Raw genomic sequence first — 13,456 nt, 5'->3', positions numbered from 1 at the left:
CCGGCGGAGCGACCCGGCAGCACGGCCCCACGGGGCGGTGGTGCGGGGCGCCCAAGGGTCAGATCGAGGTCCCGGGTCGGGCCGGTACGGGTCGACCAGCGTTTCGAGAGGTATTTCGTGATGATGACGCGAAGCACGCAGCGCCGGTGGTGGGGACGTGGTGCCGCGATGGTGGTGGCGACTGCGGTCGTCCTGGCGGGCACTGTGGCGACGGCCCAGCAGCCGGGTGGTAATGGCAACCCGCCGCCGGCGGAGCCGACGCCACCGACGACGCAGGAGGCGGAGGCCTGGCGTCAGCTTCTCGAAATGGAAGCGCAATTCAAGCGCGAGCAGGAAGCGAAGGAACAGGCCGCGCGTGTGGCGGCGGCGGCGGCAGCGCGCGAGGCGCAGCCCCCTCCGACGACCCAGCCAGCACCGGGCAGCGACCCGGAAGCGGCCGCCGAGCAGGAGGCCGAGGGCACCCCAGCGCAGACCGAAGCGCAGAATCTGGCGGAACTGGAGGAGCGGGCCCGGGTGGCCGCCGCGCGGTTGCAGGAACAGCAGACGGCGGTGAGCGATGTGCCGGCGGACTTCGTCGGGCCGCCGCTGGGGCTGGCCAATGATCCGAGTATCGGGGCGAGCGGGCTGGCGCCTGGTACGGTGATCGCGACGCCGGTGGAGCCGGTCGCGGCGACGGCGCCCGGTGGCACAGATGCGATGGGTACCGTGGGTGGCGCCGGTGCGGTCGAAGAGGCGCCGGCGGACGGGCGCGATACGTGGTTCGTGTTCGATCGCATGCCGTGGGAAGAGGTGGTGCGGCTGTTCGCGGAGAAGATCGGCAAGCCGCTGCTGGATGCGGGCAACCTGATTATCGGGGGCGAGCTGACCTACGTCAGCCCCCGGAGTTTCACCAAGGACGAAGCGGTCGACGAGCTCAACCTGCTGATGCAGATGCAGGGGTATCGCTTCGTCGAGGAGCAGTATCACATCCGCGTACTGCCCGTGAACGAGATGCACATGCACGTGCCGCTCGACATGGTGTTCCCCTCGGTCGCGGCCTTCCACCGGGCCAATCCGCGCGACATGGACTACGTGACGGTGTTTTACCAGGTTGAGGATCGTTCGGCGGGACAGTACGTCGACATGTTCCAGTCCGCACTGTCAGACAATGCGCGCATCGACGCGTTGGCAGAGAGCAACCAGATTCGCATCACGTCCATTGCGCGCGACGTGCGGAAGTTCCTCTACCTGAAGGATCTGATTGACCTGTCGGAACGGGATCCCCGGCAACTGCGCTTCTTTGACATCAAGACCAATGCCGTCGACATCGAGCAGCGCGTGCGGGCGTTCCTGCAACTGCGACCGCGGGCGACGGTGCGCATGGCGATTGATCCGCGCACGCGGCGCCCGATGCCGCAGGCGGCGACGGATGAGACCGAAGATGTGCTGATGGTTTCGGATGAACGCACGAATTCGATCATTGTGAAGGCGACGCCGGCGAAGCTGCTCGAGATCGAGAACCTGATCCGCGAACTGGACAAACCGGCGGACATCGGCGAGTTCCGGACGCAAGTGCATGAAGTCAAGTACGCTGACGCGACCGAGATCGCGACGCTGCTGAACCAGATCTTCCAGCAGGAACAGGGCCAGGGCGCGCAACCGAACTGGCAGGCCCAGCGGCAGTTGGAGGCGATGCGGCGCATTCAGGCGCAGCAGGCGGCGCAGGCCCGTGCGCGGGCGGCGCAGCAGGGGCAGCCGGTGCAGCCCGGCCAGCCCGTGGTGGTGCAGCCGAACCTGGGGCCGTCGCCGGAGGACATCCTGGCCGAGGGCATCTACGAACGAGCCCGGAAGACGATCCGCATGGTGGCGGATGCGCGCCGCAATCTGCTGATCGTGTACGCCAATGATGAAGGACAGGAACGCGTCGCAAAGCTGGTCGGCGACCTGGACAAGGCGAAGACCGACAATTTCCGCACGTTCGTGGTCGAACAGGCCAACGTCACCGAGCTGGCGCCGCTGCTGACGGAAATCGTGGCCGGCATGACGCAGTCGGTGTCGCGCGGGCGCCCCTCGATCGTCCCCGACTGGTCCCGGAGCGTGCTGCACGTGGTGGCTGAGCCGGACCAGATGGAGCAGATCGAGGCGCTGATCGTGCAGTTGGACGTGGCGTCACCCGAGCTGGAGCGCTATGTCGTCACGCTCGAGCGGCTGCGGCCGAGCCAGGTAGCCCAGATGGTGCAGGCGCTGCTGGCGAGCGGGGCGCGGGGGAGCGTGGCGGCCCCGCGCGGTCCGCGGTTCCCGGGGCGGCCGATGCCGATGCAGGCCTCCGGCGGGGGCAGCGAAAACTTCCAGGTCATCCCGCTGGACGAGGCGGGCGTCTTGATCGTGCTGTGCACGCCGGTCGACTGGGAGAAGATCGAGCAGACCATCACGATGTGGGATGAGCGGGCGATGAGCAGCGCGCCGCGGTTGGAGACCTACGAGGTGCTGCGGGGCAACGCGAGCACGATCGCCCAGACGCTGACCAACTTCTACCGCTTCTTTGACCACCCGGTGTTGGGGCGCTCGGCGGTGGCGATCCAGGCGGAGGGCACCCGGATCATGGTGCAGGCGGTCGAGCCGGCGCAGCAGGAAATCGCGGCGCTGCTCGAGGTGCTGGACGTGGACGATGCGGCCGACCGGATCGAGATTCTGCCGCTCGCACACGCGGATGCGCAACAGGTGGCGCAGCAGGTGGCGCAGCACTTTGCCCAGCGCGGGGCGCGGGGCGCGCCCGGTCGCGGCCCGATCATCCAGGCGGAGCCGGTGACCAACGCGCTGATCGTGCAGGCCGAGGCCGCTGACCTCGAGAAGATCATGGACCTGGCGCAGCGGATCGACGAGGAGGTTGGTCGGTCGTCGCCGGAGCAGCGGTTCTTTGATCTGAAGTTTGCGGATGCCCGTGAAGTGGCGAACGCGGTGCAGGCGCTGTTCGGCGCCGGCGGCGGGCGCTCGGGCCGGCCCGGCATGGGCGGTCAGGTGCGGGCGGTGGCAGCCAATGCGCGCGTGATTGTCGAGGCGCCGCGGGAGAAGCTCGCGCAGATCGAAGCATTCATCGCGGAATTGGATGATCCCCAGGGGAACGAAATCGTCATCAAGACGATCAAGCTGCCGGGCGCGGACGTGACGGCGATCGCGCGGCGCCTGCAGACGGCGTTCCGCGAGAAGCGGAACATGAGCGCAATCTTCGACGCCGACCCGAGCAGCGAGACCATCCTGCTGACCTGCACGCGTGATGCGCTGTCGGAGGCGGAGCGGTTGATCGAGGAATCCGCCGAGGCGTCCCGCGGGGTCGCTCCGTTGGTCGAGTTCCGGCAAATGCAGTATGCCCAGGCGACCGATGCCTCGGAGTGGCTGCGCGAACAGCTCATCAACTACATGCAGACGCAGCTCGGGCGGGGTGCGGCCCAGCTCATCAAGGTGACGGCCGACGCCCGCACCAACCGGGTCGTGATTAACGGTCCGGAGGTCGCGGTGCGCTACGGCATGACGCTGCTCGACAACTTCGACGTCGAACCGGGCGGGCCGCCGATCTCGATCATGCAGACCGAAGCACGGAAGCTGTCGGGGCTCGACCTGCGGGCGCTCGCCAACAGTCTGACGCAGACCTTCCGCGCGGATCCGCCGCGGCCGGACCGGCTCGTGCCTTCGTTTCAGCACGATGAATCCACGGAAATCCTCATCATCAATGCGCCCAAGGACATGTATGAACGGATCAATGAGCTGGTGACGAAGTTCGAAATCGAGACGCAGGACCAGCGGCTCGAGCAGAAGTTCATCGCCGTGAAGAACGCCGAGGTGACCTATGTCGCCGACCAGGTGCGGGCCATCCTGAGCGTGCGCGTGGCGGGCATGCGCGGCCGCCAGGTCGTGGAGCGCATCCAGATCCAGCCCGACACCCGGCAGAACCAGATGGTGGTCACGGCGCCGGCTTTCGTGATCCCGATGGCGGAGGAACTGGTCGCGCAACTCGACCAGGTCGGGACGACCCCCGACCGTATGAAGCTGATTGCGCTGGAGAACGCCGACGCGACCGCGGTGGCGGGTATTCTTCAGAACCTGCTGCGCGAGCGCATCCGGCAGAAGCGCGACCTGAGCATCGCGGCCGAGCCGATGACCAATTCCCTGATCGTGAATGGTGACCGCAGCGACTTCGAGGAAATTGAGCGCTGGTCGCGCGAGCTCGACTCGCAGGCCGTGGTGCGCGTGAGCGAGCCGGTCATCTACGAGTTGCGCAATGCCAACCCGTGGGAAGTCCTGCCGATTCTGAACGCGACGTTTGCGCCCAAGCGTGGCCAGGCGAACCGCCTCGCCGACATGTCGTTCAACGTCATCGGCGGGCAGGCGCTCGTCGTACAGGCCCCGGAGGAGGAACTGCCGAAGATCGCGGAAATGATCGCACAGTTGGACGCGATCGGCCTGGCACAAGGCAGTGAGCCGCGCGTCGTGGACCTGCGACACGCCGCCCCCGACGAAATCGCTGCCACCATCAACCAGATGTACGGCCGCAGTGGACCGCGGCGCCCCGGGCAGGGCGAGCAGTCCATGGCGCAGGCGTCGGTCTCGAACGGCGCGCTGGTGATTTCGGCGCCGAAGAAGCAGTTCGACCAGATCATGGAGCTGATCGACGAGCTCGACCGGCCGAGCCCCGAGGGTGTGCAGGTGCGCACCTTCACGCTCAAGACGCTCAGCGCCGTGCAGGTGCAAATCGCGGTGGCGGGCTTCCTGCGGGATGCCGGCGCGAACATGCGCAAAGGCGACCTCAAGCCGGGCGCGTTCGCCGAGCCGATGACGAACACGCTGGTGGTGCTGGCGCCGGCCGCGACGATGCCCTTTGTCGAGTCGCTGATCAACGAGCTGGAGGGCAAGGGGCCGCGGCGGTCCGACGTGCGGGCGTACGACCTCGTGAACATGCGCGCCGAGCAGATCGCGCAGAACGTCGACCAGATGTTGAAGGCCAAGGTGGTCGAGCGCGAGGGGGCCCGGCAATCGACGGTGCAGACCGGTGTCTTCTTCCACCCCGGGGGCGTAAACCGGCTGTTCGTGTATGCACCGGAAGATTACCAGGAAATGGCGGCGCAGCTGATCGCAATGGTGGATGTTGAAGGTAGCGGTGGTGAAGTGACGCACATTGTCTCGCTCGTCACGAGCGACGCCAACGCCCTGGCGCAGGCCCTGACCCAGGGGCTGGGCCAAACCGGGCAGGCGGCCACGCTGCGAGTCGCGCCAGTGCAGGCCAGCGGTGCGCTGATCATCCGCGGCTTGCCGAAGGATGTGGCCGAGGCGGAGCAGCTCGTCGCCCAGCTCGAGGGCACCATGTCGAACGCGCCGGAGCTGCGCGCGTTCGCGCCGAAGTACGTCTCTCCGGATCGAATCCGAACGGTGATCGAAGAGGTGTACCCGCTGACGGGGCGTGGCACCGTCGATCGCGTGACCGTGAGCGTCAGCGACTACGACAACCGCGTGTTTGTGAACGCGACGCGCCGACTCATGCGCGAGGTGCAGGCCCTCATCGAGCTGGTCGACGTCAGCCCCTACGGCGAGGGCGAAGACCCGCTCGCGCTGCCCGGTGGCCGCATCGTGCAGTTTGTCGACATCAAGCGCGGCCGGGCGAGCGACATCGCCTGGGACGCACGGCAGATGTTCCCGCCGGAGTCGGCGGGCGGCCCGAGCATCGAGTCCGACTGGTACGGCGAGTACATCATCGTGAAATGCCGGCCGGAGGAGTTCGAGCGGATCGAGGCGGTCATCCGGGAGTTCGAGAGTCGCACGCGGCAGGAGCGGAAGATCGTCACGCTGCGGCCGAACCGCGAGGCGGCCGAACTGATCGAGTACCTGCGGCTGCGGGGTGAAACCGTGGAGTTCCAGCGGTTGGATGTCCCGCGGCAGATCGACACGATCGTCGAGGACATCTGGCCGGAAGGCGAGTATCCACCGGGGTATCGCGAGCGCGAGGGACAGGGCCAGAACCGCGAAGCGCCGCCGGCGCCGCCGGCGCGCCGCGAGTCGGCGCCGCCTGCACGAACGGCACCCGCGCCCTCCCCGGCTCCGCAGGAACGCGAGCGGGAACGGCCGGCGGCCGATCGCGGCGGCAGTGCCGCGCGCACGGCGCCGCGGGTGGCCCTGGCCCTTTCCGGGAGTTTGGCGACCGAACTGGTTAGGGAGCTTGAAGCACCCGCGGCGCGGGTGGAAAGCCGCCTGGTTGGGGCGCGCGCAACGGACGTGCCTGTGCTGCGGCGCACGGTGTCGGAGGGGGTGGTGCGGCTCGCGGCGTACGCCGAGGAGGACGACGGGGTCCCGGTAGCGCCCCGGACGGCGCGCCCCGCCGCCGCGGAGCCGCCGGCCACAGGAAGTACAACGACGAAGGCGGTGGAGCGCGAGCCGGTGCGGGTGGTGGAGCAGCCGGATGGCTCGTTGATCATTACGGGGCCGCGCGAGAACGTCGAGGACGTGGTCGATGCGATCAACACGATCACCGAGGACCTGGCGACGGGCGAAGTCATCCGCATCTTCCGCTTCCGCTTTGGTGATGTGAACGCCGCGGCGGAAATCCTCACCATGATGTTTGACGTGCGGCAGACGCGCATGGCCGTTCCGCAGCAGCCCCAGCAGCAGCGGCCACAACAGCAGCCGGGTCGTGAAGGGCAGCGTGACGATCAGCAGAACCTGATGGAGCAGATGCAGCGCATGTTCGGCGGCCCCCAGGCGCCGCAGCAGGGTGGGCGCGCGACGGCCACGCCGATGCGGATCGCCACCGATCCGAGCCACAACTACCTGATCATCAAGTGCGAAGCGTCGCTGTTGCCGGAGATCCGGCAGTTGCTGCGTGAACTCGACATCCCGCCGGGCGAGGTGCAGATCCGCGTCTTCCAGTTGCGCAACCTGGTGGCCGACGAAGCGGCCGCGGGCATCAGCGACGTGCTGGGCATCTCGAAGGTGCGGCAGCGGCGCACGGCCGCACCGGGCGCGGCGGCCCGCAATCCGCAGCAGCAGCTGGTGGAGATGTTGCAGCAGCAGATGGTGTCGGTGGCCGGAGTGGAGGGCGGTGCGAAGGTGGAGCGGGTGGAGATTGTTCCGAATTCGACGACGAACTCGCTGCTTGTGTCTGCGCCGCCGGAGGTGATGTCCCTGATTGAACGCGTCATTACGGAACTGGAGGCGCTCGAAGGTCGCGAAGTGATGGGCATCTACCACCACCCGCTGGCCAACGCGAAGGTGTTGGACATCCTGCCGCTGTTGCAGGAGGTCTTCAGCGGGGCCGCTTCGGCGGCCGGTCGTGGTCGCGGCATGTCGCCGGCGGCTCTCGGCCCGGTCACGATCTCCGGTGATCCGCGGAACAACACGGTGATCTTCTCCGCCCAGGCGAAGGACGAGGAGGCGGTGCGGCGGCAGATCGACGTGCTGGACATTGCGGGCAATGTGGCCGATGCGCAGTTGTACGTATGCCAATGGGGGGATGCGGCGGCGATCGCGGCGGTGCTGGAACCGCTGTACGCGGCGCGGGCGGGCCGGGGGGCGCCGGGCGTAGGCGAAGTACGCATCCTGGCAGAGCCGGCCACCAATACGCTGCTGGTCTATGCCCCGCTGGACAAGCTCGACGAGATCTTCACGAAGGTGGAGGCGCTCGACAAGCTGCAGCAGCAGGCCATTCGCGAGCTGGACATCGTGCATGCTAATCCCGAGGAAGTTGCGGCAAAGCTGAGCACGTTCTTCGGCGATGCGGCCGGGGCGGGCGCGGCGCGGCCGCGCGGGCGGGGTGCGGCGACGGCCGGCGGGCGCATCCTGATCTACGGGGACAAGGCGGCGAAGAAACTGCTGGTGCGGGCGCCGGACGAGATCTACGCGCAGATCGTGGAGCTGCTGCCGACACTCGATTCCCCTTCGCAGGATTTGAAGCTGGAACGCTACCAGTTGCGCTACGCGGACGCGACTTCGGTGGTCGAGTCGGTGAAGTCGGCCATGCAGGAATACTTGCAGCTTGCCCGGCTCACCGGTCAGGAAACCGACTTTGATGCGTTCACGGTGATGCCTGACCCGCGCACGAACAGCGTCTCGGTGGTCGGATCGGACCGCACGTTCGCCTTCGTGGGCACGGTGATCCAGGCGATCGATGTCCCCACCCCGGCTGACCAGAAGCCGCGCTTCGAGACCTTCGTGCTCGACGAAGCCGATGCGCAGGTTGTGGCCGAGGCCATCAATGCGCTCGCGGCCGGTGGCAGCACGGGGTCCGGCGGGCGTGGCGTGGCGCGCGGTGCGGGCGGACGTGATCTCCAGGTGACCGCGGTAGCGGATCCGGTGACGAACGCCGTGCTGGTGTTTGGGCGGCAGGAGGATGTGGACTTCGTGGCGCAGACGGTCATCGAGCGTTACGAGGGCAGCATCGGCGGCCGCATCCAGATCGCATCGATTCCGGTCACGAACGTGCCGCCGACGCAGATCGTGGGCTTCATCTGGCAGTTCGTCGAAGTGCGGGCCGCCGCGACCGGCACCGGGCGGACGGGGCGGCCGGCCGGCGCAAACATGGACGCGGCCGGTCCGAAGATCGTGCCGAACGATGCGGAGGGTGTGCTGATTGTGCAGGGCACGCGTCGTCAGATCGAGGATGTGCGTAAGCTGGTGGCCGAGTTCGACAGCACGCAGTTCCAGCTCGAACCGGTCCGTGTCATCCAGGTGCCGCGGAGCCAGGACGCGCTGGTGCTCGGCCCGGAGGTGGAGCGCATCATCACCCAGGCCGAACAGGCCCAGTTCGCGAGCACGGGGCGCCCGCCGCGGGCGATCACGATCGGGACGGATGCCTTTACCAACAGTCTGATCGTGTCGTGCGATCCGTCGCTCTATCCGGTGGTCGAGGGGATCGTGCGGCAGCTTGGCGACATCGGCACCTATACCCAGACGACGACGATTCTGGAGTTGGATCGCCTTTCGGCGGATGAAGCGCAGCGGATCATCAACGAGTTGCAGGCGCAGCGACGCGGCAGTACGACCCCGGCGCGGCCGGGCGGAATCCGCACGGGCACGGGAACGACCCCGCGGCCGGGAGCGATTCGACCGACGGGTAACTTCCAGCGCGGCACGGGTGGCGGTGGAGGTGGTCGGGGCGATGGGCGGCCGGTGCGGGGTTCGCGCCTGCCAACGATCGTGCCGGGCGTCGAGACGCCGGGCTGGATGGAGACCTACATCGCGGCGCTGCCGATCACACCGCTGTTCACTGGCGTGCTGTTCACCGAGGAAGTGGCCGCGGGAGACGACCAGGTCGCGACGCAGCCGACCGGGCGGGTGCGGCTGCCGGCGGGGGGCGGCCAGGATCCGGCCGTGCTCGACCAGGTCATCACCGGCCTGTCGGGTGTGAGCGGCGCGTTGAAGAGTGACGTCAGCGCGACGGCGATCGACAGCAAGCGGCTGGTGATCACGGGGGATGCCGAGGACATCGAGTTCATCAAGCAGATTCTCGCGATGATGGAGGCGACGCGCTCCCCGGCGATTATCGAAGTATTTGTACTGCGCGAGGCGAAGGCGGTTGCGCTCGGACCGGTGATCGAGCAGGCCGTGCAGGCGATGACGAGCATCCGGACGGAGTCGCCGGGCCCGCAGGACCGTTTCAGCATCAACATCGAGGCCCGCAGCAACTCGCTGATCGTGGCGGCCTCGGAAGAGCTGATGGACATGATTGCGGAGCTGATTGAGCGGCTGGATGTGCCGCGCGATGAGGGGCTCGGGACCGACTTCCGGGCCGTCACGTTGCAGCACACGCGGGCTTCGCAGGCGGTTGCACTGCTGCGGCCGCGGATCGAGGAGTTGAACCGGCTGCGGCAGGTGCCGGCGGATGCACAGGCCTCGATCTCGGCCTTCGACATCAGCAACAGCGTGTTCATCATCGGTACGCCGAAGGACGTGCACGACATCGAGCGGATGATCCAGATGATCGACATCGAGGTGGACGCCGCGGATGATGCCCCGAGCTTCGTGCAGGCCGACGTGATTCTGGTGCCGGTCGAGAATGCCCAGGCGACGCGGATTGCGACCGTGCTCACCGACATGATCAACGAGCAACAGGAAGCGGCGCGTGCCGCCCTGACAGCGGCGCAGCCGGGTCGCGACTTCGTCCGCACGCTGCGGTTGCGGCTGCCGGACGGCCGGGAATTGCCCGCGCTCGACCTGCAGCGACCGATCCGCATCATCGCGGAGGAGGGCACGAACTCGCTGCTGATCTTCTCGACGCCGAAAAACAACGAGGCGCTGATCGAGATCGTGCGCGTGTTCGACACGCTGCCGGTGGGTGCGGATACGGACGTGAAGGTGTTCGTGCTGAAACATGCTGGTGCGGAGCGGGTGGCGCAGCTCGTGCGGGACATTTTCGCCGACAAGGCACCGCTGCGACGGCCGAGCGAGGGAACCGGAACGGGGCTCGAAGCCGGGAAGCTGCCGCCGCTGCCCGAGGGCGTGGCCGGCGGACTGCCCTATCCGCTCTCGGTCCAGCACGACGCCCGCAGCAATGCGGTGGTGATTGTCGGCCGGTCGGATGCGGTGCTGCTGGCGGGTGGCCTGATCGCGGAACTGGATCGGCCGGCGGGCGACCTGGGAGTGCAGGCGCACCTGGTAGGGTTGCGCCACACCCAGGCGGCCCAGCTCAAGGAGAAGCTCGACACGCTGCTGGCGGACCGGTTGCGGGCGTTTGGCGCGGACGCGAATACGGCCCGGGACAGCGCCATCATCCAGGCCGACGAGCGCTCCAACCAGCTCATCGTCATCGCGGCGGACGACACTTTCGCGATGGTGGAGAAGCTGGTGCTGGAGCTCGATCAGGCGGCGCCGTACTCGGTTGTCGATCTGCGTTACCGGCGGCTGACTTATGCCGATGCCGGCAAGTTGCAGGCCATGATCGAGGAAGTCTTCAACGCCAAGCGTGAGGCCGAACGGAGCACGAACAACCGCAGCACGGATACGCTCACGATCATCGCGGACGCGCGCAGCAACGCGCTGCTGCTGACCGGTACGCGCGACTATCTCGAAGAAGCCGGTAAGCTGATCGACGACCTCGACCAGGAGTTCGACGGCGGCCTCGTCTTCCAGGCCATCCGGCTGCGTTTTGCGGCTGCGGGCCATATCTCCGCGCTCCTGCGGGACATGGTGAGCAACGTGCTGACGCAGCAGGAGTCGCGGCTGAAGGGCACGCCGATTCACATCACGGCCGACCCGGTGACCGACACGCTGCTGATTGCGGCGGCGCGCGAGGACATGGCCCTGATCACGCGCTGGGTTGAAATCATGGACGAGCCCAGCCGCATCGGGCAGCAACTCGCGGTGATTCCGCTCGGGCGGGCCCGGGCGGAGCGGGTCAGCCAGATGGCGACGGAGTTGTTCGCAGCCCGCAGCGGCGACGCGACCACGGGACAGATCGACCTGAACGTACGGCATGACGAAGCCACCAACTCGGTCATTGCCTTCGGTCCGCCCGCGTTGCTCGGGGAGATCGAGAAATTCGTCCGTGAAATCGACAGCGTCGAAGCCGTGGACGGCAACCAGGTGCGCTTCTTCAAGCTCCTGCAGGCGAACGCGGAGGATGCGGGCGAACTGTTGAACCGCATCCTTGAACTGCGTGGCGGCACGGTTGGCGGCGGCACCGGAGCAGGAGGCACGACGCAGACCGAGGCCGACAAGCGCGTCATGCTGGTCTTCCAGCAGCAGTCGGACGCCCGCTCGATCGAGACACTCCGCGCCATGCGGCGGGATATCCAGGTCATCGCGGACGTGCGGACGAACTCGCTGATCGTGACCGCCCCGGTCGAGAGCATGGGCCTGATGGAAGCGCTCGTACGGCAGGTGGACGTACCGCCCGAGGATGCCAAGCTGCGCGTCATGCGGTTGATCAATTCCGACGCGGAGCAGATGGTCACGATGCTGCAGGAGTTGTTCCAGCGGCGGACGACCGGTACGACAGCCGGGGCCACCGACACGGAGCGCGTGCTGGTGCTGGGTGAAGCGACCGGTGGGCGACAGGAGGTTGCGTTCACCGTCGACAAGCGGACGAACTCGCTGATCGCGGCCGGCACACCCGGCTACCTCGACCTGGTCGAGGAACTGGTCGAGGAGCTCGACCGGCGCGAGATCGACGAGCGCGAGGCGGAGATCTATTCGCCGCGCAACCTCCAGGCGACCGTATTGGCCGAGTCGATTTCGCAGTGGAGCCAGGAAGAGCGGCAGCGGCTGGAAGCTCGCGGGCAGGATATCTCGGCCGGCGTGCTGGATGCGATCGAGGTGGGTGCGATTGCGAACGAGGACGCCAACCGCGTGATCCTGACGTTCAACCCGCGCATGCGCAGCAAGATCATGAAGGTCGTGGATGCCCTCGACCAGGTGCAGCCGCAGGTCATGATCCAGGTGCTCATCCTCGAAGTGAGCATGGACAACACGCTCGAACTCGGCGTCGAATTCGCCTTCCAGGATCTGCAGTGGGCCAAGGCCGGTCCCCAGGACACGACCACGTTCGACTACGTGCTGGGGACGGACCTCGGTGCGGCCGGCAGCGGTTTGGGTGGGTTCAGCTTCACAATCACCGGTGCGGATTTCAACTTCCTGTTCCGGACCCTGCAATCAGAAGGCAACCTGCAAGTACTCAGCCGGCCGCAGATCGTGGCGTTGAACAACCAGCAGGCGCTGATCGCAGTCGAGGATGACGTGCCCTACCCGACAGGGTCATCGACGACCTCCACGGGGCAGCTCGTGACGACCGTCGGCCGTGAGCGCGTCGGTATTCGGCTCGAAGTCACGCCACAGATCAATCCGGACGGTTTTGTGCAGATGGAGATCCGGCAGGAGGTTTCCGACTTCACGGATTCAACCGTGGCGGTCGGACCGGGACTTACTGCGCCGGTGTTCCTGCGGCGCGAAGCCGAGTCGCGGGTCGTGGTGCGCGACGGCGAGACGGTGGTGCTCGGTGGTCTGATTACCCAGCGGCAGCAGAACAACGAGCAGAAAATCCCGCTGGTGGGAGATTTCCCGCTGCTCGGCATGCTGTTCCGCACTCAAACCGACCAGCAGAAGCGAACGGAACTGCTTGTGGTGCTCACGCCGCGCGTCATCCGTACACCAGAGGATTACCGCCGCGTGTCAGCGCAGGAGCGCGATCGCCTCGCGGTCATACCGGGCGAAGTGCTGACGAGCGATCTGATGGAAGGACTCCGCGTCGATCCGGAGAAGCTCGACGAAATCATGGCCCGGCAGCGCAACGGCGAGGCCGGGACCTTCGCTCCGATGGCCACGCCACCGCCACTCGAGGCCGACCGGGAGGAGTACGGCCCGTTGCGTCCGGCGCTGCGTCCGGCGACGCCAACGCGGGAGCCGGAGCCGGGCTCGTACGACGTACCGGTGAGTCTGCTGAACGGAGCGCGGCCGGTGGTCGTGCCACCCGCGGCGTCAGCGTCGAAATGAGGCCCGGTCG

At 67.2% G+C, this 13,456-nt stretch carries 1 protein-coding gene; it reads left to right on the top strand.

The features are described from left to right. Nucleotides 1–120 precede the first annotated feature (120 nt). Nucleotides 121–13,446, top strand: coding sequence for a hypothetical protein (locus IPM18_03005; GenBank protein ID MBK9118559.1), 13,326 nt, complete (start codon nucleotides 121–123; stop codon nucleotides 13,444–13,446). Nucleotides 13,447–13,456 lie beyond the last annotated feature (10 nt).

The organism is Phycisphaerales bacterium, from assembly GCA_016716475.1.
GTDB lineage: Bacteria > Planctomycetota > Phycisphaerae > UBA1845 > Fen-1342 > JADJWG01.
The sequence above is the reverse complement of the archived record's forward strand: the minus strand, read 5'-3'. Positions and strand labels throughout refer to the sequence as shown.

Excerpts from the sequence above, each read along its gene's own strand:
- IPM18_03005 (MBK9118559.1), top strand. The coding sequence starts at position 121 with ATGATGACGCGAAGCACGCAGCGCCGGTGGTGGGGACGTGGTGCCGCG.